Genomic DNA, 22,922 nt, shown 5'->3' with positions numbered 1-22,922 from the left:
TATCCCCTTGGACACGCCCCGGTAGACGGCAGCGGAGATATCTCTGACTATAGTCAGAGATTGTGAGCTTGGAATCTCGGATCCAGACCATCCGCGCGTTCAACCGCGACGTCACCGAACGACTCGGCGTGCTGGAGGACCGCTACCTGGCACGCGACCGACCGCTCAGCCTCGATCGTCTGCTGTGGGAGATCGGCACCGACGGCATCGAGGTCCGTGAGCTGCGCAGCCGCCTCGGACTCGACTCCGGTTACACCAGCCGGCAGCTGCGCGCACTCGAGCAGGAAGGACTGGTCGTCGTTTCCCCTTCGGAACATGACAGCCGGGTCCGCCGGGCCACCCTCACCCCGTCGGGGATGGCGGAGCTGGCGGTGCTGGATCAGCTCTCCGACGAACTCGTCGGGACGATCCTGGCGCCACTGACCGAACACCAACGCGACGAGCTCGCTACCGCGACCGAGACCGTACGCCGCCTGTTCGCCGCGTCCACGGTCGCTATCGCCGCCGCCGACCCGGCATCGGAACCGGCGCGGTGGGCGGTCGACGCGTACCGCCGTACGCTCGACGACCGTTTCGACGGCGGGTTCCGGCCTGAGCGGACCCGGCCGACCACCGATGATGTCCTACGTCCACCCTCCGGGCTGTTCCTGCTCGCCACGTTCAGGAGTCGACCCGTCGGATGCGTCGGCGTCACCCGGGTGGCCGACGCGACTGCGGAGATTCGCCGGCTCTGGGTGTCGTCCGAACTGCGCGGTCTGGGGATCGGGCGACGGCTCCTCGCCGCGGCCGAGGACGCCGCCGTGACGCTCGGAGCGGGCGTCGCCCGACTGGAAACCAACCGGACCCTCACCGAGGCGATCGGCCTGTACCGGGCCGCCGGGTACGACGAGGTGGCCCCGTTCAACGATGAGCCGTACGCGCACCACTGGTTCGCCAAATCGCTGACCGGTGAGTCGTCGACCGGCGAGCCGCTGCCTTCGGGCGGTGCCGGTGCCCCGCTCGGCCGGGTCGGGTTTCTCGGCCTTGGCATCATGGGGCTGCCCATGGCCCGCCGGCTCGCCCGCAGCGGTGTCGGGCTGACCGTGTGGAGCCGTACCCCGAAGTCCGACGACGAACTCGCGGTCGCCGGCGCCCGCACCGCTGCGAACGTCCCGGAGGTGTTCGCGCAGTGCGACACGGTGATCGTGATGCTGCGCAACGCGGCCGCCGTGGATCAGGTCCTCCGTGACGTCCCCGGCGGCATCGCCCACCTCGTCGCCGGACGCACGATCGTCAACATGGGAACCCTTTCCCCCGAGTACTCCAAGGCACTGGCCGACGAGGTCGAAAGCGCTGGCGGACACTACGTCGAAGCCCCGGTCTCCGGCTCCCGCCGCCCGGCGGAGGACGGCAAACTGGTCGCGATGGTGGCGGGCCGCCCCGACGTCGTCCGGCGCACCGTCGCGCTGCTCGACCCGATGTGCGCGCAGGTCACCGTCTGCGGACCGGTGCCGTCCGGACTCACGATGAAGCTCGCCGCCAACGTCTTCCTGATCGCCCTCGTGACCGGTCTCGCCGAGGCGTTCCACTTCGCCGACCGGCACGGTCTCGATCGGGAGTTGCTGCGTGGCATCCTCGATGCCGGTCAGATGTCCTCGCCGATCTCCCGGGTCAAGACCGCGAAGCTGGTCGCCGACGACCTCTCCGCGCAGGCGGCCATCGCCGACGTGCAGATGAACGCCGAGCTCATCGTCGACGCGGCCGCCGTGGCTGGGGCAGGCGTCCCGCTCAGCGAGCTGTGCCGGGCGCTCTACGCCGACGCGGTCGGCCGTGGCGACGGAGCCATCGACATGGTCGGCGTCATCCGGACCATCGCCGCCGGACGGCAGATCGCCGTCAGTTCCGTGGCCGGTGGGGAATAGCGACCCGTGGCGCACACCGCAGGTGCCGCCACGGCCGTCACCCGTGGCGGCGTCGCCACCCGCTCTCCTCACGTTCCAGGGCCTGCTGCTCGGCGAGCCGGTGTTCGCGCAGCTGGCGCCGCCAGGCCCCGGACCGCCGGCTGTCGGCGGTGATCCCGGCGACGGTGATCGCGGTGAGCAGCAGCAGCGCCGCGAACGCCGGGACCCGGTGGACCACCGGCAGCAGCGCGGCGAGCAGCAGGACGGGGACGGCCAGACTGGCGGCGACGCTGCGGACGGTCCGCAGCTGGAAGGCCGACAACGCCACCAGGTAGAGCAGGACCCCGCCGTAGAGCGCGCGCAGGTGGATCGGCTCGAGCGGGGCGTCGTGGTCGGTCGACGACGCCCCGGCGAGGAAGGCCAGCGTCTGCTTCAACCCGAGGGACAGCAGGATGATGCCGAACAACATGGGCAGGTGCAGCAGGGTGTACGCGTCGCGGGCGAGCCGGTCGCGGCGTACCCCATGGGTGTGGTGCAGCACCTGCTCGGCGGCGTACGACCGGGTGTCGAAGTAGGCCCACCACAGGGCGCAGATCAGGGCGATGCCGAGCAGCGTCGCGGTGATCACCGGGACGGTGCCCGGCGCCCCGATCGAGGCGCCGGAGCCGAGCCCGAGCGACAGCAGCGCCTCACCGAACCCGATGAGGACGATCTGCGCATGCCGTTCCGTCCAGTGCCCGGCGGAGACCACGGCGAATGGTTCGAGGCGGACGGTGGTCAGGTACGCGACACCGACGCCGAGCATCCAGAGCAGAAGGAGCGTGACGGTGCCCTCGCCGGGCCACCCCAACAGCGGTACCACCGCGGCGGCGAACAGCAGCGCGGTGCTGGCGGCCAGCAGCGGTGTGTCCCTCCACCAGGTGCCCAGCAGTTCGGGGTGCCTCCTCGCGGCGCCGCGCAGCGCCGCGGCTTCCAGCAACCAGATCAGCAGGTAGCAGGTGGGGAAGATGAACTCGCCGGGAATGATTTGTGGAACGCCGGGCTGTGCCTGCGGCGGTTCGTCGCCGATGCCGGGCAGCGTCGCCACCGCGATGAAGACGATCGCCATGATGGTGAAGCCGTGGATCGGCATCATTCCCCAGTCGGCCCGGAGATTGTTTCCCAGCAGGGCGAACCGGGACCAGACCAGCCAGAGCACCGACAGGAGCAGAAAGATCGCCACCAGTCCGAACGGTTCGAGATCCTCGACCGAGGCAGTGGTCACGTGGATGAAGGCGAACACGAAGACCAGGTCGTAGAACAATTCGAGGCGAGAGACCTTCATGCCTGGTGCGGCGGGCATGGCCGGGGATGTCGGTTTTGTGGCTTCCACGACCGACAGTATGCGACGGTGGCTGTGGCTTCCGAGCCCGGAACGTCGGTGCGTGAAGTCGAGGGAACCGCCGTTGTCGTCAAACCGGCTCCGAGACAACCATGTGGGTTCCCTCGATCGGGTGGCGTGCTCGATCGGGTGGCGTGGCGGACGACCACCCCGGGTCAGGATCGGGGGCGGAGGCCGTCGATGGACAGCAGTGCGGTCGCGGCGGTGCTCGGGTGTCGGCCGCTCGCGGTGGCCACCGCGACGTTCCAGTGCGGCGGGTCGGTGATCGGCACGAAGCGCGCGGCGGTCTGCTTGGTGGTGAAGAACTGCGGTACGACGGCGACGCCCAGCCCGTGACTGACCAGGTCGAGCAGCCAGTGCACGTCGTTGACCTCGAAGGCGACCCGCCGGTCGACGCCGGCGGCGACCATTGCCTGGTCGACGACGTCCCGGCTGATCCAGCCGGGGGAGAAGTCGACGAAGGTCCCGCCGGACAGCTCACCCAGGTCGACCTCGGCGCGATCGCCCAGCGGATGCTCCGGCCCGCAGGCCAGCACCATCGGCTCGGCCCGGATCGGGGCCAGCGTGACGCCGGTCGGCGCGCTGGCCGGCGTCGACACGAACGCCAGGTCGAGGTCGCCGGTGCGGACCCGTTCGACCAGGTCCGGTGACCCGCCCTGGCGGAGTCGGATCTCGACGCCGGGGTGGGCGGCGTGGAACCGGGCCAGTGCCGCCGGCAGGTCGACAGCGCCCAGACACTGCAGGGTGCCGACCGCCAGGTTGCCGCGCAGCAGCCCCCGAACCTCGGCCACCGCGTCCTTGGCAGCGGCGACGTTGGCCAGGGCGTGCCGGGCCTGGGTGAGCAGCGCCCGGCCCTCGTTGGTCAGCTCGACGCTGCGGGTGTTGCGGACGAACAGGCTGGCCCTCAGTTCACGCTCCAGCGAGCGGATGGAGGCCGACAGGCCGGACTGCGCGACGTGCATCCGCTCGGCGGCCCGGGTGAAGTGCCGCTCCTCGGCGACCGCCACGAAGTACTCGAGCTGACGCAGCTCCACGATTCATCACCCAAACTGATCGCCGGGATCGGATCCTTCTGTTGGACAGCTTAACCGCAGGGTAAGAGGGTGGAACCCGGGCGCGTGGGGTACGACAACCGCGCCCACGGACCATCCCGCAGAGGAGACCTCATGCACACCCGTCACATCGGTGACGTCGCCGTCGGGGCGATCGGCCTCGGCGGCATGCCGATGTCCATCGAGGGCCGGCCTGACGAGCAGCGGTCGATCGCCACGATCCACGCCGCGCTGGACGCCGGTGTCACCCTGATCGACACCGCCGACGCCTATCACCTGTACGCCGACGACGTCGGCCACAACGAGTCGCTGATCGCCCGCGCCGTGGCGACCTTCGGCGGTGACGCATCCGACGTGCTGATCGCCACGAAGGGCGGCCACCTGCGGCCCGGCGACGGCTCGTGGACCAAGAACGGCTCGCCCGAGTACCTGAAGAGCGCCTGCGAGGCGTCGCTGAAACGGCTCGGCGTCGAAGCGATCGGCCTCTACCAGTTCCACCGGCCCGACCCCACCGTGCCGTACGCGGACTCGATCGGCGCCATCCGGGACCTGCTCGATGCCGGGAAGATCCGGCTCGCCGGCATCTCCAACGCCGACCCGGAGCAGATCCGGCTCGCCAACGACATCCTCGGCGGCCGGCTGGTCAGCGTACAGAATCAGTTCTCCCCGGCCTTCCGCTCCAGCGAGCCGGAGCTGACGCTCTGCGCCGAGTTGGGCATCGCGTTCCTGCCGTGGAGCCCGCTCGGCGGCATCGCCAGCGCCGCCGACCTGGGGTCGCGGTTCGCGGCGTTCGCGCAGGTCGCGAAGGAGTACGGGGTCAGCCCGCAGCAGGTCTGCCTGGCCTGGCTGCTGGCGAAGGCGCCGGTCGTGGTCCCGATCCCTGGGGCGTCGCGTCCGGAGACGATCCGTGACTCGGCGGCCGCCGCCGACCTCGAACTGTCCGCCGAGCACCTGGCCCGCCTCGACCCACCCGCCTGACCGACCAACCCGCCACACCATGCGCAGGATCAAGTGAAGGCCAGGTACCTATCAACCGCCGGTTGAGGTATCTGGCCTTCACTTGATCCTGTCTCGACCCCCGCCCTCAGCTGCGGGCCGGGGCGGCGACGGGGGCGGTGATCCGGTTCGGTGGTCAGGTCGGCGCGCTCGTTACCGGGGCGCGGCAGGTGGCCGGGCTGCGTGCGGTGTGGCGGGCGAACGCCCCGGCCGGGCTGCCGGAGCTGGTGCTTCCGCTCCCGGGTGTCGGTGGGCCGGGCATCGGCGGGCCGGGGAGCGGCCGGACCGGGACACGCTGTGGGTGAGCGACATCGACGGCGCCAGCGACGTGGTCAAGGTCAACGGGCGTACGGTGTCGGGCTTCCTGGGTCGCATCCGCTACGTCTGCGACGGGCCGACCGCCCTGGTCGGGGCGGTGGACCGGCTGATGCGGCTGGCACCGTACAGCGGGGTCGGTGTGCAGCGCGGCTGCGGCTTCGGCCTGGTCCGCCTGGAGCCGACCTGGCGGTAGCGGTCAGGGTTTCCGCTTGCGGGCGGCGTACGAGCGCAGCGCCCGCAGCAGGTCGATCTTGCGGAAGCCAGGCCAGTAGACGTCGCAGAAGTGCAGCTCGGAGTGAGCGGCCTGCCACAGCAGGAAGCCGGACACCCGTCGTTCTCCGCTGGTGCGGATGACGAGATCCGGGTCCGGTTGCCCACTGGTGTACAGGTGGGCGGCGATCTGGTCGGCGGTCAGTCGCTGCGCGATGTCGTCCAGCGTCGCCCCGCACCGTGCCTGGTCGTCCAACAGCGACCGTACGGCGTTGACGATCTCCTCCCGGCCGTCGTAGCCGATGGCCACGGTCAAGTGGTGGCCGGTCTCCCGCTGCCGGGTCGCCTCCTCGGCGAGCTTCAGCGCGTGCCGGGTCGAGTCGGGCAGCACCTCAAGCCGACCGGCCAGGTGCAGCTGCCAGATGTTGCCGTCGCGGGTCAGCCGATCCGTGACGACGGTTTCGATCATGCCCATCAGGTTGTCGACCTCGTCGGAGGCGCGTTTGCGGACGTTGTCGACGGAGGCGACGAACACCGTGACGTGCCGGATGCCGATCTCGGCACACCAGCTCAGCACCTCGTCGAGGTGTTCGGCACCGTGCCGGTGGCCGACCTTGGGGTCGTCGAAGCCCATCTGCCGGGCCCATCGCCGGTTGCCGTCCACCACCATGGCGAGGTGGCGGGGCAGCTCGCCGGCGGTGAGCTGGGCGCGCAGCCGGCGGGCGTACAGCCGGTGTCCGGCGTCGAGCAGAGGTCGCATCATCGCCTGATCTCACCACGCTTGCTCGCCCGGACACAGCAGCGCAGGTCGGTCTGCTAACTCGGCCAACGACCGGGTAACGGCGGGTGGTGACAGCGGCAGGAGACGGGGTGCGGGCCGGTGGGGCTGTCGGCGGGTGTCCGCAGCTGGGCGTTGCGTGGCGACGTCGGAGTGGGCAGGTGGCGGTGCGGCGGGTGCCCGCTGCAGGAGGAGCGCCCGTGCTTGCGGCACGGTATGGTCCGGCAGCATGTATCCGGACAATCGGCGCGTCGCGCTCGTCGCGGTGCTCGGCGGCTTCCTGTTGGGCTTCGTCGACTTCGTATGGATCAAGTTCATGCCTTGGTGGCCGCTTGCCGACCTGGGGAACTCGTCTGCGGTGTGGGCGGTCGCCGCGTTCTTCTTCGGCTACTGGGTCCGTACCGGGTGGCTGCGGGCTGCTGCCGGTGCTGCCGCCTGACTGGTGATCGCCGTACCCGCCTACTACGTTGCGGCGGCGCTGATCCAGGGCGACGACTGGTGGCTGCTGTGGGCGCCGACATCTCTGCTCTGGATGGCCTTCGGGGTCCTCGCCGGAGTGGTCTTCGGTGTCGGCGGTGTCTGGGCACGCGGATCGGGCTGGCGGCAGACCATCGGTACAGCCCTGCCGGGAGCGGTGTGCTGTACCGAGGCGGCGTTGGAGGCGGCCCGGATCGGTGACCCCAGCTACGGCAGCGAGCAGATCCCGCATGTCGTGGTTCGGGCGGTGCTCGGCGTACTGGTGATCGTCCTGGCTGGTCGGACCACCCGCAGCCGGATCCTCAGCCTCGCCACGGCGTTGCCGTTGGCGCTGCTCGGCCTCGGGGCGTTCCTGGCGGCCGGCTTCCGCTGAAGTCGCGGTGCTTGGGGTGGTGCGGCAGGTGAGTGTCGTGGCGCTGGCTGGCGGCAAGCCGCGATGGCTGCTCCGCCGCGCTGGTCGGAGGGCCCTATCCGAGCTGCAGGAATAGGTGTTACTGGTTGAGACAGGCAATTTCGTCGGCCCAGGCCAGCCAATGATTGCACAGCGTGACGATCTCGTCGGGGCTTAACCGGTACGGGTCGAACGCCGAATCTGGGAAGCGGCGCACTGCACGGAGCGCTTCCGCGAAGACCTGCCGATCGAAGCCTGGGTCGTGATCGCGCAGCATCTCGCTGCCAGAGTAGCGTCCGTCCCGTAACACGCCATATACGTCGATGTAGTCACGTACCTCGGCGCGTCCGAAGAGCGCACACAGCTTGTTCGCCACCGCATCTGCCGGGTGAAGGACCGGACCGATCGCGAGCTGGACTGGCGGATATGCGCGCCAGTCGATTCCCCGCTCGACAGTGCTGGTACTTGCGGTCTCGACGTCGGCTACCGAGCCGGGCAAAGGACGGGCCCTCCCGCCCGGCGGTCACGTCAAGGTCATCAGCGCGCAGCGCCGCCGCTACGGCGGCAACCGCAGCTGGGAAGTCTGAGGCCGCAGGCATCGTGGTGAACAGGTCTACGTCTTTGGACATGCGGTCGACGAAGCCGTGAGCTTGTACGGCGTACCCGCCGGCCAGGCAGTACCCGAATCGTCCCAAAGGAAGTGTTCTCGCTGGCCGGCTGGTACAGCGAGCGAGAGATCGACGTCAACTACATGGTGCACGGTCGGCCACGCCTGGTCACCGCAGCGTTCGGCACCGAGGTACGGGTCAAGCGCGGTTGGCAGCCCGAGGCGGCCGACGTGATCATCGTGCCCGGTGGCGGGCGACCCGGCGAGCCCGGTATTTGGGCGGAGATCGAAAACGGGGCGCTGCCCAGCGCGCTGGCGGCGGCTCCCCGGTCGAGGCTCATCATGTCGTCGTTGTGTACCGGCGCGGTGCTCCTCGCCGTGGCCGGCCTGGTTGACGGCCGCCCCTGCACCACGCACACCGTCGCGAAGCAGCAGCTGACCTCGCGCGGCGGCATCGTCAAGAACGCCCGCGTGGTCGACGACGGCGACCTCGTCACCGCCGCCGGAATCACTTCCGGCCTGGACCTGGGGCTGCACCTGGTGAAGCGCCTGCTGGGTGCGGACGTCGCCATCCGGGTAGAGGAAGCCCTCGAATTCCAGGCACGGGGCACCGTCTGGACCCAGTGAACCAATCCGAACCTGGCCACCGCCATAGCTCGGCCGGCCGGGTGTCTACTCGTCGAGCGGTGCGGCCGTGTCGAGGGTGAACTGAAACGGTTGATCGGTGGTCAACACGTCGTCCTTGGTCGCGGTCAGGTGCTCGACGTAGTGCTCGTTGTCGAGCCGGAAGAGCCGGAGTGTCACCGCCGACGGATTCGGCAACTCTGGCTCAACCAGCAGATACCACGAGATTCGGGCGGCGGCGTACAACTGCAGCTTGAGCAGTCGATCGGTGGCGGCGTTGCTCGGAGATGTGATCTCGCAGATGAGCAGGACCTCAGCCGCGTCGGTAATGGATCCCTCGCTGTCAGTGTCTGCGACGACGAGGTCCGGAATCACGATCCGATCGGTACGCAATCTGACGTTGATCGCCTCGTACGCCTTAAGGCCGGCAGACCGGGCCGCCGGATACAGCGCGGACATCAGCAGGAAGGAAAGCTGCTGGTGACGCTTGCTCGGTGCGGAGCTGGTCCACAAGCAGCCGTCGAGCAGCTCTGTCCGGTCGGGCGTCCTGCCCAGTGCAGAGTAGCTCGCTTCGTCCCAGGTGCGGTCGGGGTCAAGCACGTTTACGCGTCACCAGCGTCAGGAGGATGACGGTCCCCCACCCAGGGAAGGGGTGGGGGACAGGGCGGTCGGTAGCGGTCAGTGGGGGAGGGTGCCGGTTTGTAGGGCGGTGGTGAAGGTGCCCCAGTGGCGGGTGGTGAAGGTGAGGGTGGGGCCGGTGCGGTCCTTGCTGTCGCGTACCTCGGCGTGGCCGGCGTGCCGGCGGGCCTCGACGCACTCGCCGCCGTTGCCACCGCTGCGGCTGGAGGTGAACCAGGGGGTGTCGGGCTTCATCGCAGGTGCTCCTCGATCGGGACCGACTGCTCACGGATCAGCCGGAAAATTCGACGGTACTCCGCCAACTCCTCCGGCCGCTCCAGGTAACGAGCACCCACATGAGACTCGACGTAGGCGATGTCCGGGTCGTCCGGGTCGGCGAAGTCCAGCAACGTGAAGGGGCTGACCATCGCCGCATGCGCACCCGCCGACCAGGGTAGGACGCGGATCTCCACCCGTACCCGTCGACCCAGCCCGGCCAGGTGGGCGCGCTGCTCGGCCATCACCGCCGGTCCGCCGACCTCGCGGGCCAGCGCACCCGCACCGAGGACCGCGACGATCCGGGCCGGCTGCTCGCGGTCGTAGTAGGAGATCTGCCGGTCCAGCCGCAGCGACACCTGACCTTCGATCTTCTGCTCGGTCGCCTGCGGGTCGGCGGCGCGGAAGACCGCACGCATGTAGTCCGGCGTCTGCAGCAGGCCGTGGATCAGCTCCGGGTTGTAGTTGTGGATCTCGGTGGCGGCGGCTTCGAGGCCGACGTACAGGCGGAACCAGTCTGGTACGGCGTCGCCGTGCGACTCCCACCACCCGTGATCATCACTGGCGGCGGCGAGCCGGGTCAGCGCGTCCGTCGTCTCCGGGTCGGCACCGTAGAACCAGCAGAGACCGCGAACGGTGTTCATCTTGACCGGAAACTTGCCGTTCTCGATGCGCCACAACGTCGTACGCGAACAGACCTTCGCCCGCTCCACCTCCTGCTCGGTGCGGGCCGCCTCCTCCCGCAGTCGGCGCAGCCGTCGCCCCAGCTGGCGGCGCACCACAGTCGGTCCGGTGACCGGCATCGCTTCACCTTCCTCTCATCCGACACACCCAGCACCCGCGCCAATGTTTCAAAAGGAAACCGCTGGCCGGGCTGGTCGCCGAAATCGCCACATCACAGTGGAGACGAGCCGGCGTCCACGATTGAGTCTGCCGTACGCCGGCTGGAAGTGTTGTCCGCCACAAGGGCTAATTCACGAAATCCGGTATCTCGTGACGGAGGTTGCGAACATGAGCGAGCGCACCACCGGCGGTGGACACGTCCCGCCGACCGGCATGTCCCGCGTCGACCGTGCGGGCCGTTCCGAGTTCCCACTCGACGGACTGCTGACCTGCGCCGGCTGCGACCGCCGGCTGGTCTGCCTGCAGACGTTGAGCGGCCGGGCGTACGGCGCACCGTGCGGCTGCCGGCCCGGCCCGGTCAGCGCCGAGAAACTCGAACGCCTCGTGCTCGACGCCGTCGTCGCGCACGGACGCGGCGTGCTGATCCAGATCGAGGACGCCGCCGACCCGGGCAGCCTGATGCGCCGCTTCCTGGCCGAGGTCCACGTCGGCAACACCATCGACGAGCTTGAGCTCAGCTGGCTGTACTGACGACCTCGGCTCAGGAGCGGGTGGACCCGTTGCGGCCCGGGTCGGGCGGCTTCGGAGTCCGCTGACGGTAGCTGTCTGCCTGCTCCTCGAGCCGCTGGAACAGCCGGTCGAAAAGGTTCGCCTGCTCGTAGCCGTTGCCGTTGCGTGCGTGTTCGGCGAGCAGGTTCTCCAGCCGGTCGGTCTCGGCCTTGCGCTCGGCGAGGGACTCCCGCACGACGGCGGCCAGGTTCTCGTTGGCCAGCGTGGCCGCGGCGGCGGCAACCGGGCTATCCATCAGCTGCTCCAGGACCGTCGACCACTGCCGGCTCATCCGCTCCACGTACTGCGCGCGTCTGGTGTCCACGTCGTACTGGTAGTCGAGCTTGATCAACTGATCCCAGTACGGCTCGACGGCCCGTTTGACCCGGTCGTCGAGCTCCACCGAGACGTACGCCTGGCAGGTGACCCGTGCCCCACCGCGCTCCCCCACCAGCGGCTCCGATTCGGCGACCGCGCGCTGCAACTCCACCTCCAGATCCCGGGCCCGGTGCGCGGCGAGATTCCGGGCGCGGGCAGCGGCGAGGCGGGTCAGCGCCCGGATGGCGTACGGCATGAAGAACTGCGCGGACCCGCTGAGCACCTCCCTCGGCAGCCCGTTCGACGACCAGACGAAGCTGGCGTGGATGCGGAAGGTGAACACGTACCCCCGGGCGGGCACGATGATCGGCGCCGGCGCGTCCCGACGCTCGGTCAGCCGGCCCGGTGGCGCGGGCGGTGGTGGCGGTGGTGGCAGCAACGGTTCGGGCTCGGGGCCACTGAGCGCCGCCACGAGCCGCTGCCACAACCTCAGCAGCCACGACCCGAACCGACGCCACCATCCGCCGCCGGAGCGCTGCATCCGAAAATCCGTCACGTCGTCACCTCCTCACCGCGGCATCAAGCCACTCCGGCAGCCCACCGTTAAAATGCGGGGACCGGTCAAGACTGAACTTCATCCGGCGGCGCAGGGACGGCCCGGCAGCGAGGTCCGCGACCAGCGAGGCGACGGCCTTGCGTACGGTCTCGTCGGTGTCGGCGTTGATCAACCAGCGCCCGAACGTGTGCCAGGCCCACCGGGACCGCGCCGGACTCAGCAACGCCAACCGCCAGAGCCGCACCAGCGCGTCGCTGTCGACCTCCTGCGTCGCGGCTCTGACCAGGAGATCGGGTACGCCGCCAGGGGAATCGTCGTCCACCTGCTCGGCGAGTTCGAGCAGGGCATGGGCGGCATGCGGTTGCAGCTGCCGGTCTTCCGACCAGGTCACCAACTCGGCGACGATCCGGTGTGCGGTGCGCGCGGTGTACAGCTGGCGGATGCCCTGAGTGACTGAGTATGTGTGCTGCTGCATCGGATCCTGGGCGATGCGGCGCAGGTCGGCCAGGCTCCAGCTGAGGTCGGGCTGCTGCAGCCCGCTGGCGTAGACCCGGGCGGCGGCGTCCCGCTGATAGTTGCGCCCGCCACCGGCCCAGTCGCGGATCTGCCGACGGACGAGATGCCCCACCTGGCCGCCCATGTCGGCCGCGACCATCGCCCAGGCCGCCGCCTGGCGCAGTCGCGGCTTCGGCGCGGCAGCCCACTTGTCGACAAGGTCGGTACAGACCCGGTCGAAGTCGTGGTGGGCGAGCAGCCCGGCTGCCTCGGCGGCTGCCCGCTGCATCGGCTCGTCACCTGCGGCGACCAGCTTGTTCAGCCATTCGAGCAGGGCTGGTCGGGTGCTGTCGAACTCATGCCACGCCTCGTCGATGATTGCGCCCCGCATCGCGCCGTCGCGCAGCCAGGCCGAGCGAGACGACCCGCCCGGCGAGTTCGTGGCGTCGCGGCTCTCGTGCCAGTCCACCTTGAGCGGCCCGAGCAGCTCCGCGACCGGATATTGCAGCGCCATCCGGCCCCAGTCGGTCCGCTTGGCCTGCCCGTCGATCTCCTCGAGCAGGAGACCGGCGGCCTCGAAGACGTAGTGCAGCGGCTGTCGGGCGAAGACGGCGTACGCGATCCGGAAGGCCCGCTCGTGCTGATCGATCCGGCGCGGCCGGCGGCCGGTGCCGTTCTCGCCGGTACTGCCGCCGTCGGTGCCGAGGACTTCCGCCGCGTGGATCCTACGGCGCGGCTGCGACCTGGCGAGCACCTGCGCCATGGCGTCGTCGTCGGCCGGATGGACCGCCCCGACAGCCTCGGCGATCGACACCGCCTCCTGCGGCCCGTAGCAGCTGTGCAGATCAGTGGTTAGACCGTCGTGCTGCAGGTACCCGTCCACCGCCCGGTCGCACCCCTCGTCGGTCGATCCCAGCCGGTCGCGCAGGTGATGGCGCAGATGGGCATGGAAGACGGCGACGGGGTCAGGTGGGCGATGCGGTACCTCGGCCCCGGGCCGTGCACCTGGCCGGCTGTCGTCGTCGCGGATCAGCACCAGGCTCGCGCCACGCCTACGAGAGAGGCCGGCCAACATCCGGATCATCCGGCCGTGCTTGTTGCCTGGCAGCCGGAGCACGTACCCGTGATCATCTTTGATGCTGTCGCCGACTCGGCGTAGCTCGTCGGGCTCGACATCGTTTGGCAGATCGATTTGACGTACCCGGTCTGGGCCGTGCTGCCGAGCCAGCGTCACAAGTGCCGTGCTGAACCGGCCGGTGTACGGCCTGCCCGCCAGGCACACCGCCGACAGCCTACCGAGCTCTCGTTGCAGCTCCTCGTCCGTAGCGGTCGACACGTACACCTTGAGCAGGTCGGCTATCCCGACCAGGTCCGCGATGATGGGTCTCGCCGAGGGAGGACCCAGGTTGTTCACGATCCTGATCGTGTTGCCGATGCCGACGGCGCCCACCCCGGAGATGCCCAGCCGCGAGTAGATCGCGGAGAGCCGGTCGCCGTACAGCTCCGCGCCGACCTGCGGGTCCAGCCATACGGACTCCGGATCGACCTCGTCCTGCGGCTCGGCCTCTGCCTCCGAGGTGGATCCGTGGTCAGGAATCGTGTCCGTCATCGAGGCGACTCCCAGGAACCGAGATCCTCTGGCCGGCCCGAAACCGAGACGGAATTGCCGGTACCGATGGCACCAGTTCCCCCTATCTGGTTGTCCCGGAACACCTGCCCACCGCCTGCGGGGCGAGGCCGGGGACCGGACCGCCGGTGGTCGACGCCCGCGTCGCCGGCACCGTCCGGTTGGTCGGGCACGGAATCTCGTGGGTCTGGCCGCTTACCGGTCGCTGGGATGCTCTCGCCTGGGACGTAGATCCAGGCGGCAGCCTCGAAGCCCTTGTCCGCGATCCGCGCGGTCACCGGCTGAAAGTGATCAAGCCGAAGGTCTTGGTACTGCCGGACGATGTCCTGGTAGAGCCGATCCGACACGATCAGCGCGATCGCGGCGTCCGGGAACTGCCGTAGCGCGGTCTTGAGCTGGGGTGAGTCGACCAGCCGGCAGACTGTCACGACCGCGTCGCTCGGAAATCCGTTGGCCCCGTCGAGATGGACCGGACCTTCGTGGACAGCGACCCGCAGGCGGATCCGAGCCTCGTCGCTGAGTCCACGGTTGGTCTCGCGCAACAGTCGGTCAAGAACCGGGGTCAGCCGGGCCAGGACCGCCCGTTCACTTGTCCCCTGCGGGAGGACGGCGAGTTCCCCGTCTCCACCCTGCTGGGTCTGCCAACTGGCGCGATCGAAGCCCACCTCGCTGCACGCAGCAGCCATGACCTCCTGAAAGGTCAGCTGCGCGCGGTACTGCAGGACGTTGTCTCGACGGCTGTAGGACTCCATGTCCACGGCGACCAGGACACGTCGGTCTGGATCCTTGATGTAAGGCATGCTCTCCATCTCCTACTGGGCGACAAACCGTTCGATGCTCATCTCTACAGAACGGCGGCGATGGGGATCCCATAAAAGGATGGAATCAGCGCGACAGTCGAATGGGCGACAAGTGGTGCTCCGACACTGTGGCTCCCGCCGGTCTCACGTTCACTCGATGTATGGAGCGGATGAAGAGGGCGAGCAGCGGCGCCGGCCCGGACGCGTGGCGCGATCTGCAAGTTAGTCTGACCACAGTGGCCTCACTGCAGACATCGATCAGACACGCTGACGCGAAGGCACTGGCCCTGCTGTCGATCGAAGGTGCCATCGCGGCGACGGTCGCCGACCAGGCCCTGCCGACGATGCTCGACGGCGCCCCTGCGGTCGTGGCGATCTCGGTCTGCCTCGCGGCCGGCATGCTCGGCGCCATGGTGGTCGCCACCTGCCGGCTTGCGATGGCGTTCCAACCGCGCATTACCGGTGTGGGAGGTGCCAACCGGTTCGGGTTTCCGGACCTCGTTTCGGCTGGCGGGCGCCCGTCGGCCGCCTGCGTCCAACAACATCGAGACGAGGCATGGGACCTCGCAGTCGTCCTCGCCCGTATCGCCCTGACCAAGTACCTCTTGATCAAGAACTGTATGCCCTGGTTTCTGGTGGCGGTCGGCTTTGCCGGCAGCTTGCTGGTCGTCACCGGTGTGGCAGGAACCTCGTCTTGAGTCGCGCTTCGGACAGTAGCGAACCTGAAGCTGAACGTGAATGATGGCTCTCGGGCCCCGAGGAGGTGCAGATGGAGAAGAACGCCCCGTCGCCGCCGGGGACCCTCCTGGCCCGGCTGCAACCGTCGACGCGCGTACGCCTCCTGTCGGTCGGGGTACGACGCTCCGTCAAGGAAGCGCAGGTCATTCTCCGGGAGGGTGCTGAAGAGTCCTATGTGATCCTGCTCGAGGACGCACTGGTCAAGGTCACCGCTGCATTGACCGACGGTCGGCACGCCCTGCTGTCGATCCGTGTCTCCGGCGACATCATCGGCGAGATATCCGCATTGAACGAGACACCGAGGACGGCGACGGTTACCGCCTGCCGCCCGTCGGTGATCCGCGTCATCCACCGAAACGAGTTCATGGCATTCCTCCGTGACAACCCCGACGCTGCCCTCACCGTGGCCGGGATCATCGCGGACCGTCTCCGCTGGGCCAACCGGCGTCGGATCGACTTCACTCACTACCCGCTACGTGTTCGCCTCGCCCGGGTTCTGTGGGAGATCGCCGCTGCCTACGGACGGCGGAGCCCACAGGGCATGGTCGTCGACATCCGGTTGACCCAGGACGAGATGGCCACCCTCTGCGGTGCCGCCCAGGTCAGCCTGCAGAAAGCACTCAGTGAACTTCGGTCGGAGGGCATCGTCTCGACCCACTACCGGGGGATCGTCGTACGAGACAGCGAAGCACTACGCTCGGTAGCAGACCTCGCCTGAACCGTCCGCGGCTGGTCCGCCGCCCGCAGCCGCTGCGCCAGCTCGGCCGGCCCCGTCAGCACCCGGTCCGCCCCGGCTGGTCGTCCGTCGTCCGGGGCGACGCGTTCTCGGCCAGTTCGGCCGCCAGGACTGCGCGCAGGTCGTCGTCCAGGCCGGCGGCGCGGGCGGTGGCGACCCAGGCCGCGAGCTGGGTGCGGATCGCCGGGTTCGAGGCCGCGCGGCGCGCCGACAGCGACGCCAGTACGAAGGTGCCGACGCCGGGCCGGGATGCACCACACCGTCGTGTTCCAGTTCGCGGTACGCCTTGTGCACGGTGTTCTGGTTGATGCCGAGTGCGGCGACGACCTCCCGGGCGGTCGGCACTATGCCTGGTCGGGGTCGGGTCAGCTGGAGGGCCAGGGATCGTGAGCGGCTACCAGACCGGGAACAGGTCGGGACCGCCGCCCTCGGCGGAGCGGAGCAGCGGGGTGGTGAAGTCCGGCACGTACAGGAAGCAGCGGACTCGCAGGTCGCCTTCCCACACCGAAGGGTTCCCGTCCGGAACCAGAAGGTGGCCACCCGGTAGGGCAGGTCCTCGTCGACCGGCTCCAGCGCTTCGAGGTGGTCGTCACCCCACCGCACGTCGTGGCAGCCCAGCCGAAGCGCGCCCGTCGGTCAGCGGGCCGCGCAGGCTTCCGGTCCGGGGCAGCACCTTGCCCCGGAACACACTGCTGATCTCGGTCAGGTCGCAGCGGAACCAGCCGGTAGTACCTGCCGCTGCCCGAGGCAGCCTCGTCTCGGTGGCAGGTGCCGGCCTGCGGGACGAAGGTGGTCGGCTCGTCGAACCCGGCCCAACCGTCGGTGAGGGTGCCGTCGGTCCCCCGGCGGCGGTGCCGCACAGCCGGCCGGCACGGCCAGCGACGCGGCGGCCAGTAGCGCGACCATCCTGGTGCGTAGCGGCTGCAAGATCATGAGAACCTGCCGCTTCACTGGTACTGGATGGGCAGGGCGCTGGTGCCGCCGTCGCGCACCGAACCGGTCAACAGCGGGTCGGCCCGCCAGGCGAAGCAGCGGATCGTCCTGTCGCCCTCCGCCCAGTCAAGGACGTCGGAGAAGGTGTAGATGGTGCCCACCCGGTACTGCAGGTCGCCGTTGTTCGGCACCTTCGCGTAGTCGGCCACCACCTTGCGGCACTGGGTGTGGACCCGCTCGTCGTTCAGCTCCACCTCGTCGTACCCCAGTTTGTCCTCCACGTACGTGCCGGCGAACTCGGCCTGGTGTGGAGTGTCGCAGTCCAGCGGCTCGGTCAGCGGCTCGTCGTCGACACCGACCGCCGCCGAGTCATAGCACGTCAGTAGCAGCGGATGGCCGGGAGCCTGCAGCGCACCCTCGACGGTTCCGTACCAGTCGACCAGTGGGCCGCCAGGACTGTCCACGACACCGACGTCGCACCCGAACCAGCGGGCCCCGCCGGTCCAGGCGGCGTCGGACGGCGTCACGACCGTCATCCGTAGCCGGGCGGTCTGCCAGGGACCGCCGAGGAACTCGTTCACCCGTCGGTCACACTCGGGCCGGGCGGCCCGTCGGGCCGCGATCAGGCCGTCCGCCGCGCCGTCCTCGTCGAACGGCACCGCCGGGTCGTCGCCGAGCGTTCCGACGTGCACGGTCTCCACCAGGTGGTACCGGACGCAGCCGACCGGGCGGTAGCTCTCCCAGTCGATAAAGCGCCGACTATCGTTGTGGCAGCTGCCGGCCTCGGGGGTGAGGTGGACGGGTTCGTCGAATGCGGCCCAGTTGTCGACCAGATCCCCGTCCACGCCCGGAGACGGCGGCACACAGCCGGCCGTCGTGGTCAGCGACGCGGCGGTCAGCAGCGCTACCAGCCTCGCCCGGGCATCCCACCGTCGCGCCATGATCCTGCCGCCTCCCCGTTGTCCACTCAAGCCGACGAGGGTACGACACCGGGCCGGCTACGGACCGGCCGGGCCCGTGCGTCAGCCGTCCATCAAGGTCTGGAACGACGGCGGGTGCCGTTCAGCGGTCCCGGTGGGCGGCCAGGTCGGCGAACTGGGTGAGCGCTGTACCCGCGTCGGCTGCGGGCCGGGCCGTCGCCAGCCGGTCGAGCGCCGCCGCCCGGTGCCGGTCCGCCTCCCGCCTCGCCCAGTCCCGGCCGCCGGCCTGCTCGACGAGCAGCGCGGCCCGGGCCACCTGCCCGTCGGCGAACGCACCCGGTATCGCGTACAGCGAGGCCAGCTCGGCGCCGGCCGGTGTGCCGCTGCCCATCGCGAACACCACCGGCAGCGACTTCTTGCGCTGCCGCAGGTCGGCGCCGACCGGTTTGCGGGTCACCGCCGGGTCGCCCCAGATGCCGAGCAGATCGTCGACCAGCTGGAACGCCATCCCCAGGTGGTGGCCGTACCCTTTCAGTCCGTCGACCCGGTCCGGGTCGGCGCCGCCGCTGATCGCGCCGACCGCGCAGGCGGCGCCGATCAGCGACGCCGTCTTGCCGGCAGCCATCGCCAGGCAGGCATCCAACCCCACGGCGGTACGCGACTCGAACGCCACGTCGGCGCTCTGCCCGGCCACCAGCTCCAGCAGCACCTGGCACAGCTCGGCGGCGGCCGGGGCGGCCTGCCCGCGTACCGTGTCGAAGGCCAGCGCGAGCAGCGCGTCACCGGCCAGGATGGCCTGCGCGTCGCCGAACGCGGCCCCGGCGGTGGGCCGGCCCCGCCGGGTCCGGTCGCCGTCCATCACGTCGTCATGCAGCAGGGTGAAGTTGTGCACCAGCTCCACCGCGACCGCCGCCGGCACCGCCCGGGCCGCCGGGGCGCCGACCGCCTCGGCGCCGGCCAATGCCAGGCCGCCGCGCAGCCCCTTGCCCCAGCCGGCGTCGGCCGGGCTGCCGCCGGCGGTGTACCAGCCGAAGTGGTAGCCGGCGACGGTGTGGATCGGCTCGGCGAGCCGGTCGACGGCGCGGCGCAGCTGCGGCCCGATCAACGTCCGCGCCGCCGCCAGCCGCGCCCAGGCGTCGCGTTGTGCGGTGGTCGCGGCGGTCAACCCTGGCTCCCGAGCAACGTGGCCTCCAGATACTCCTGTGGTGCCGGTTCAGTGGTCGTCTGCGTCGGCTGGTAGCGCTTTGTCCGGCTGGACCATTCGACGTTGCCGCGCATCCAGCTGCGCATCCCGGCCAGGTACGGCTCCAGCACCGCCGCCCGTCCGGGGAAGGTTCGCCGTAGCTGCGCCTGCGCCGTCAGGTACAGGTCGGTCTCGGCGCCGATTGCCCGGGTCACCCGGTCCATGGCGGCGTCGCGGTCCAGCCCGTGGTGGTAGCCGACGATGTACGCCAGGTTGTGCACCTCGCCGAGGGCGCGTTCCTTGTCCAGTGAGTAGATGTCGTTGGTCCAGCAGACCACGTTGCAGGCGGCGTCGAGGGCGGTACGGAACGGCGCGCTGTCGTACACCTCGTCGGGCATGTCGATCCGTTCGATGACGTCGATGAAGTCCATGCAGACGTAGATCGCCCCGGTGTGCCGGCGTTTCTCGATGTAGGTGGCCTCGTCCGGCACGGTGCCGGACAGCCGGTTGCCGGCCTCCCAGGTGGCGGCGGTGGTCAGGCACTGCTCCAGGTGCCGGACGAACAGTCGCCGCCAGCGCGCGGTGGCGTCCGGCGCGGTACGCCACCACAGGTCGGCCAGCGACGACACCGCCCGGGGCAGGTCCCGGCGCCGCGCGTCGGCGGCGCCGAAGTCGTCGGCGGACAGTACCTGCCGCATCGCGGCCATCACCTCGGCGAGGTGCTGCGGGCTGCGTCCGTCGGCGCCGTCGTCCAGCTGGTCGTCGACCAGGAACAGCCAGGTGAACCAGTCGGCCATCAGCTCGGCGTGCGCCGCGTCGGCGGTCGGGTAGACCAGCGCCTCCGGTCGCACCTCGGGCGCGCCCGGTGGCAGTACGAGCCGGTGCCGGCGGGCCACCGTGGCCAGCACCAGGACCAGCTCGGACAGCGCGAAGTGTTTGCCGATGCAGACCCGGTGGCCGCTGCCGAACGGCACGTAGACGTGCTTCGGGCGCCGGGCCACCTGCTCCGGGGTGAACCGCTGCGGGTAGAAGCGTTCCGGGTCGTCCCAGAAGTCGGGATGCCGGTGCAGCAGGTAGCTGTTGATCAGCATGTTGGTGCCGGCCGGCACCCGGTAGCCGTCGATCACGTCGGCCGAGCTGGCCCGGCGCATGAACTGGTACGCCGGCGAGTAGATGCGTAGCGTCTCGTCGGCGACCATCCGGTTGTACGGCAGCCGGGGCAGGTCCTCGAAGGTCGGCGTCCGCCCGGCGAGCACCGAGTCGACCTCGGCGTGCAGCTTCGCCTCCACCTCCGGGTGCCGGGCGAGCAGGTAGAACGCCCAGGACAGGGTGTTGGTGGTGGTCTCGTAGGCGCCGATGCAGATGTTGAGCACCTCGTGGTGCAGCTGCTCCAGGTCCATCCGCTGGCCGTCGGCCTCGTCAACGGTGTGCAGCAGCAGGGTGAGCAGATCGGTCTCCTCGCCGGTGGGCACCTCCTCGTGCAGCCGGCGGTTGATGAAGGTCGACACGAAGGTATCCATGTCGGCGATCGCGGCCCGCAGCCGGCGGTGCCGGGGGGTCGGCACGCTCAACGGCGGGAACGGGAACCGGAAGAACGCGCCGAGGATCGCGTTGGCCTCGCCAAATGCCCGTTCGAAGGCCTGCGCGATGTCGCCGACCTGTGCGCTGAACAGCGACCGGTTGACGATTCGCAGGGCGAGTTGGCCGATCTCGTCGGTGACGTCCAGGGTGCCGCCCCGGCCGTAACTCTGCTCCCACCGGACGAGCATTTGTTCGGCTTCGTCGGTCATGTTCCGGGTGAAAGAGCTGACCGTACGGGGGGTGAAGTGCGGCGCCATCATCCGCCGTTGCCGTCGCCACAGATCCATGTCCGGGTTGGCGATGAGCCCTTTGCGCAGCACCGGCCGGACAATCTTGAACAGGACGGCGTTCTTGTCGTACTTCTCGCCCTCGTCGACCAGCACATGCCGGATGTAGTCGGGGTGGTTGACCAGCACCATTGGGATGCCCAACGGCCGGAACCGGAAAATGTCGCCGTAGCGGTCCACGCCCCGGCCGAGGAAGGCGAGCTGGTCGCGTTTGAAGGCCAGGGTGCCGCCGACGCCGCTGCCCGGCGTGACGGTGGGTATCTCCCGGGCGCCGCCCGGGGCTCGGCTGCGTACCTGCGGGGACATGCTCTTCTCACTTTCCACGGGTCGACGCGGTGAACCGGTCAGCGATGGTGCAGTCGGAGTCGCATGCCGCCCGCCGGGTGCAGCGTGACCAGCGGCGCGAAGCCGACCGGCGGCGCGCCCTCGGGCAGGCTGACCGCGAATGTCTGGGCGAGCATCACGGTGATCAGATGCAGTTCGGTACGGGCGAAGTGTTTGCCGATGCAGTGCCGTGGGCCGCTGCCGAACGGCTGGTAGACGTGCCGGGGCCGGGCCGCGACCGCCGCCGGGGTGAACCGGTCGGGGTCGAAGCGGTCCGGGTCGGGCCAGAAGTCCGGGTGCCGGTGCAGCAGGAACAGGTTCATCAGCACCTCGGTGCCCTGCGGGATGAGGTAGCCGTCGATCACGTCGTCGGTCACCGCCCGCCGCATCGTCTGCCAGGCGGGGGTGAACAGTCGCAGCGTCTCGTCGATGACCATCCGGGTGTACGGCAGCCGGGTCAGGTCGTCGAAGGTCGGCACCCGCCCGTCGAGGGCGGTGTCGACCTCGTCGTGCACCCGTTGCTGCACCTGCGGGTGGCGGGCCAACTGGTAGTACACCCAGGAGATCGAGTTGCTGGTGGTCTCGTACCCGGCAATGATCATCGCCAGGATCTCGGTGGAGAGCTGGTCCGGGGTGAGCCCGGTGCCGGTGACCGGGTCCACCGCGTGCCGTAGCAGGCTGAACAGGTCCCGGTGGTCGCTGTCGCGCTCGTGCTGGCGGGTTTCGATCAGGTAGCGGACGAAGCCGTCCAGCTTCCGGGTCAGTGCCCGGGTCCGGTTGCGGGACGGGGTGCGCCAGCTCAGCGGCGGGAAGGGGAACCGGAGGAAGTCGCCGAGCCGGCGGTTGACCTCCAGGAAGTCGCGTTCGAACTGGTGGCTGCGCTCGTCGGGCTCGACGCCGAACAGCGACCGCAGGACGATCTTCAGCGCCAGTTCGGTGAGCGGTCCGACGACATCGACCGGCGCACCGGAGGCGGCCTCCGGCACCCATCGGCGGATCATGTCCGCGGTCAGGCCGGTCATGTTCGGGGCGAAGCGGGCCACGCTGGCGTGGTTGAACGTCGGCTGCATCAGCCGGCGGTTGCGTTGCCAGGTCGCGTCGCCCCGGTTGCCGATCAGTCCTTCCCGGAGGATCGCCCGGACCGTACGCCAGAGGAAGCTTTCCTTGTCGTAGTTGGCGTGTTTGTCGACCAGGACATGGTGGATGTGCTCCGGGTTGGTGAGTACTACCATCGGCATACCACCGAGACGTATCCTGAAGATGTCGCCGTGGTTACGGACCGCCTCCTGAAGAAAAGCAAGCTGGTCCCGGCGCATAGCCTGCATCCCGACGAGGTTTTCCCGGATGCTGAGCCGTGGAACTGGCCTCGCTCTGCTGCGGGCAGCCGGATCTGCGCCGACGCGACGCTGGTCGGTCATGGCGGT

Annotated in this window: 21 protein-coding genes and 1 pseudogene; 8 read left to right on the top strand and 14 right to left on the bottom strand. The window is 69.6% G+C overall.

The window, feature by feature from the left end; translation table 11 throughout:
• Positions 1-62: 62 nt before the first annotated feature.
• On the top strand, positions 63-1,901 hold the full coding sequence (locus ACFHWU_RS05835) for a GNAT family N-acetyltransferase (protein ID WP_416589991.1): 1,839 nt from the start codon (positions 63-65) through the stop codon (positions 1,899-1,901).
• Positions 1,902-1,938: 37 nt separating this feature from the next.
• Here the strand turns inward: ACFHWU_RS05835 and ACFHWU_RS05830 are convergent, their stop codons facing one another.
• Together ACFHWU_RS05830 and ACFHWU_RS05825 are read right to left on the bottom strand one after the other, a co-directional pair.
• Positions 1,939-3,204, bottom strand: a complete 1,266-nt coding sequence (locus ACFHWU_RS05830) for a low temperature requirement protein A (RefSeq protein ID WP_416567732.1) — start codon at positions 3,202-3,204, stop codon at positions 1,939-1,941.
• 212 nt (positions 3,205-3,416) lie between these two features.
• Entirely contained in the window at positions 3,417-4,295 is an 879-nt protein-coding gene (locus ACFHWU_RS05825; protein ID WP_416557030.1) for a LysR family transcriptional regulator, read from the bottom strand.
• A gap of 132 nt (positions 4,296-4,427) precedes the next feature.
• Here ACFHWU_RS05825 and ACFHWU_RS05820 point away from each other — a divergent pair, with 132 nt between their 5' ends.
• Together ACFHWU_RS05820 and cas6 are read left to right on the top strand one after the other, a co-directional pair.
• Positions 4,428-5,291 carry an aldo/keto reductase gene (locus ACFHWU_RS05820; RefSeq protein ID WP_416589990.1) on the top strand — a complete coding sequence of 288 codons (864 nt, stop codon included), beginning with the start codon at positions 4,428-4,430 and terminating at the stop codon, positions 5,289-5,291.
• A 319-nt stretch (positions 5,292-5,610) separates the two neighbouring features.
• Positions 5,611-5,820 (top strand): CRISPR system precrRNA processing endoribonuclease RAMP protein Cas6, encoded by a 210-nt coding sequence (cas6, locus tag ACFHWU_RS05815; protein WP_416589989.1) that lies wholly within the window; start codon positions 5,611-5,613, stop codon positions 5,818-5,820.
• Between the two features lie 3 nt (positions 5,821-5,823).
• Here cas6 and uppS read toward each other — a convergent pair whose 3' ends face one another.
• Entirely contained in the window at positions 5,824-6,600 is a 777-nt protein-coding gene (gene uppS, locus ACFHWU_RS05810) for a polyprenyl diphosphate synthase (RefSeq protein WP_416589988.1), read from the bottom strand.
• A 244-nt stretch (positions 6,601-6,844) separates the two neighbouring features.
• Between uppS and ACFHWU_RS05805 the strand changes: the two are divergent.
• Positions 6,845-7,465: pseudogene (locus ACFHWU_RS05805) on the top strand (DUF6518 family protein).
• Between the two features lie 118 nt (positions 7,466-7,583).
• Here the strand turns inward: ACFHWU_RS05805 and ACFHWU_RS05800 are convergent.
• A complete protein-coding gene (locus ACFHWU_RS05800; RefSeq protein WP_416589987.1) occupies positions 7,584-7,982 on the bottom strand; it encodes a nucleotidyl transferase AbiEii/AbiGii toxin family protein in 399 nt (132 codons plus the stop codon).
• 201 nt (positions 7,983-8,183) lie between these two features.
• On the opposite strand from ACFHWU_RS05800, the gene ACFHWU_RS05795 reads away from it, so the two are divergent.
• Entirely contained in the window at positions 8,184-8,717 is a 534-nt protein-coding gene (locus ACFHWU_RS05795) for a DJ-1/PfpI family protein (RefSeq protein ID WP_416557036.1), read from the top strand.
• A 45-nt stretch (positions 8,718-8,762) separates the two neighbouring features.
• On the opposite strand, the gene ACFHWU_RS05790 is transcribed toward ACFHWU_RS05795, so the two are convergent.
• The 3 genes from ACFHWU_RS05790 to ACFHWU_RS05780 all read right to left on the bottom strand — a co-directional run bounded on the left by ACFHWU_RS05790 (position 8,763) and on the right by ACFHWU_RS05780 (position 10,411).
• Positions 8,763-9,314, bottom strand: a complete 552-nt coding sequence (locus ACFHWU_RS05790) for a Uma2 family endonuclease (RefSeq protein WP_416589986.1) — start codon at positions 9,312-9,314, stop codon at positions 8,763-8,765.
• A gap of 78 nt (positions 9,315-9,392) precedes the next feature.
• Complete coding sequence (locus tag ACFHWU_RS05785; protein ID WP_416567739.1) at positions 9,393-9,587, bottom strand: DUF397 domain-containing protein; 195 nt, start codon at positions 9,585-9,587, stop codon at positions 9,393-9,395.
• Positions 9,584-10,411: a DUF5753 domain-containing protein gene (locus ACFHWU_RS05780; RefSeq protein ID WP_416589985.1), complete on the bottom strand. Its 828-nt coding sequence runs from the start codon at positions 10,409-10,411 to the stop codon at positions 9,584-9,586. Before ACFHWU_RS05780 ends, ACFHWU_RS05785 begins: the two co-directional genes overlap by 4 nt.
• A 208-nt stretch (positions 10,412-10,619) precedes the next feature.
• Between ACFHWU_RS05780 and ACFHWU_RS05775 the strand changes: the two genes are divergently transcribed.
• Positions 10,620-10,982 carry a hypothetical protein gene (locus ACFHWU_RS05775; RefSeq protein WP_416589984.1) on the top strand — a complete coding sequence of 121 codons (363 nt, stop codon included), beginning with the start codon at positions 10,620-10,622 and terminating at the stop codon, positions 10,980-10,982.
• A gap of 10 nt (positions 10,983-10,992) precedes the next feature.
• Here ACFHWU_RS05775 and ACFHWU_RS05770 read toward each other — a convergent pair whose 3' ends face one another.
• From ACFHWU_RS05770 to ACFHWU_RS05760, 3 genes are read right to left on the bottom strand one after another with little or no spacing between them, the layout of a single operon-like run.
• Positions 10,993-11,874, bottom strand: a complete 882-nt coding sequence (locus ACFHWU_RS05770; protein WP_416589983.1) for a hypothetical protein — start codon at positions 11,872-11,874, stop codon at positions 10,993-10,995.
• A 4-nt stretch (positions 11,875-11,878) separates the two neighbouring features.
• Complete coding sequence (locus ACFHWU_RS05765) at positions 11,879-13,978, bottom strand: hypothetical protein (protein WP_416589982.1); 2,100 nt, start codon at positions 13,976-13,978, stop codon at positions 11,879-11,881.
• On the bottom strand, positions 13,975-14,796 hold the full coding sequence (locus ACFHWU_RS05760) for a hypothetical protein (RefSeq protein ID WP_416589981.1): 822 nt from the start codon (positions 14,794-14,796) through the stop codon (positions 13,975-13,977). The genes ACFHWU_RS05765 and ACFHWU_RS05760 overlap by 4 nt, the downstream gene beginning before the upstream one ends.
• Before the next feature lie 161 nt (positions 14,797-14,957).
• Between ACFHWU_RS05760 and ACFHWU_RS05755 the strand changes: the two genes are divergently transcribed.
• Positions 14,958-15,494: a hypothetical protein gene (locus ACFHWU_RS05755; protein WP_416589980.1), complete on the top strand. Its 537-nt coding sequence runs from the start codon at positions 14,958-14,960 to the stop codon at positions 15,492-15,494.
• 71 nt (positions 15,495-15,565) lie between these two features.
• Positions 15,566-16,252, top strand: coding sequence for a Crp/Fnr family transcriptional regulator (locus tag ACFHWU_RS05750; RefSeq protein ID WP_416567742.1), 687 nt, complete (start codon positions 15,566-15,568; stop codon positions 16,250-16,252).
• Between the two features lie 965 nt (positions 16,253-17,217).
• Here the strand turns inward: ACFHWU_RS05750 and ACFHWU_RS05745 are convergent.
• From ACFHWU_RS05745 to ACFHWU_RS05730, 4 genes are all read right to left on the bottom strand, one after another.
• Entirely contained in the window at positions 17,218-18,144 is a 927-nt protein-coding gene (locus ACFHWU_RS05745; RefSeq protein WP_416557080.1) for a septum formation family protein, read from the bottom strand.
• A gap of 121 nt (positions 18,145-18,265) precedes the next feature.
• Positions 18,266-19,288, bottom strand: coding sequence for a polyprenyl synthetase family protein (locus ACFHWU_RS05740; RefSeq protein WP_416589979.1), 1,023 nt, complete (start codon positions 19,286-19,288; stop codon positions 18,266-18,268).
• On the bottom strand, positions 19,285-21,498 hold the full coding sequence (locus ACFHWU_RS05735; RefSeq protein WP_416589977.1) for a cytochrome P450: 2,214 nt from the start codon (positions 21,496-21,498) through the stop codon (positions 19,285-19,287). Before ACFHWU_RS05735 ends, ACFHWU_RS05740 begins: the two co-directional genes overlap by 4 nt.
• Before the next feature lie 20 nt (positions 21,499-21,518).
• Positions 21,519-22,814, bottom strand: coding sequence for a cytochrome P450 (locus tag ACFHWU_RS05730; protein ID WP_416590088.1), 1,296 nt, complete (start codon positions 22,812-22,814; stop codon positions 21,519-21,521).
• Positions 22,815-22,922: the final 108 nt, after the last annotated feature.

Origin of the sequence: Micromonospora sp. LOL_015 (assembly GCF_048060275.1) — a bacterium.
In the GTDB taxonomy this organism is placed as follows: Bacteria; Actinomycetota; Actinomycetes; order Mycobacteriales; family Micromonosporaceae; genus Micromonospora_E.
The sequence above is the reverse complement of the archived record's forward strand: the minus strand, read 5'-3'. Positions and strand labels throughout refer to the sequence as shown.

Bases quoted from the DNA above. Each gene is read 5' to 3' on its own strand.
- ACFHWU_RS05830 (WP_416567732.1), bottom strand. From the start codon at position 3,204: ATGAAGGTCTCTCGCCTCGAATTGTTCTACGACCTGGTCTTCGTGTTC.
- ACFHWU_RS05820 (WP_416589990.1), top strand. From the start codon at position 4,428: ATGCACACCCGTCACATCGGTGACGTCGCCGTCGGGGCGATCGGCCTC.
- uppS (WP_416589988.1), bottom strand. From the start codon at position 6,600: ATGATGCGACCTCTGCTCGACGCCGGACACCGGCTGTACGCCCGCCGG.
- ACFHWU_RS05785 (WP_416567739.1), bottom strand. From the start codon at position 9,587: ATGAAGCCCGACACCCCCTGGTTCACCTCCAGCCGCAGCGGTGGCAAC.
- ACFHWU_RS05780 (WP_416589985.1), bottom strand. From the start codon at position 10,411: ATGCCGGTCACCGGACCGACTGTGGTGCGCCGCCAGCTGGGGCGACGG.
- ACFHWU_RS05775 (WP_416589984.1), top strand. From the start codon at position 10,620: ATGAGCGAGCGCACCACCGGCGGTGGACACGTCCCGCCGACCGGCATG.
- ACFHWU_RS05765 (WP_416589982.1), bottom strand. From the start codon at position 13,978: ATGACGGACACGATTCCTGACCACGGATCCACCTCGGAGGCAGAGGCC.
- ACFHWU_RS05760 (WP_416589981.1), bottom strand. From the start codon at position 14,796: ATGCCTTACATCAAGGATCCAGACCGACGTGTCCTGGTCGCCGTGGAC.
- ACFHWU_RS05755 (WP_416589980.1), top strand. From the start codon at position 14,958: ATGGAGCGGATGAAGAGGGCGAGCAGCGGCGCCGGCCCGGACGCGTGG.
- ACFHWU_RS05750 (WP_416567742.1), top strand. From the start codon at position 15,566: ATGGAGAAGAACGCCCCGTCGCCGCCGGGGACCCTCCTGGCCCGGCTG.
- ACFHWU_RS05745 (WP_416557080.1), bottom strand. From the start codon at position 18,144: ATGGCGCGACGGTGGGATGCCCGGGCGAGGCTGGTAGCGCTGCTGACC.
- ACFHWU_RS05730 (WP_416590088.1), bottom strand. From the start codon at position 22,814: ATGCGCCGGGACCAGCTTGCTTTTCTTCAGGAGGCGGTCCGTAACCAC.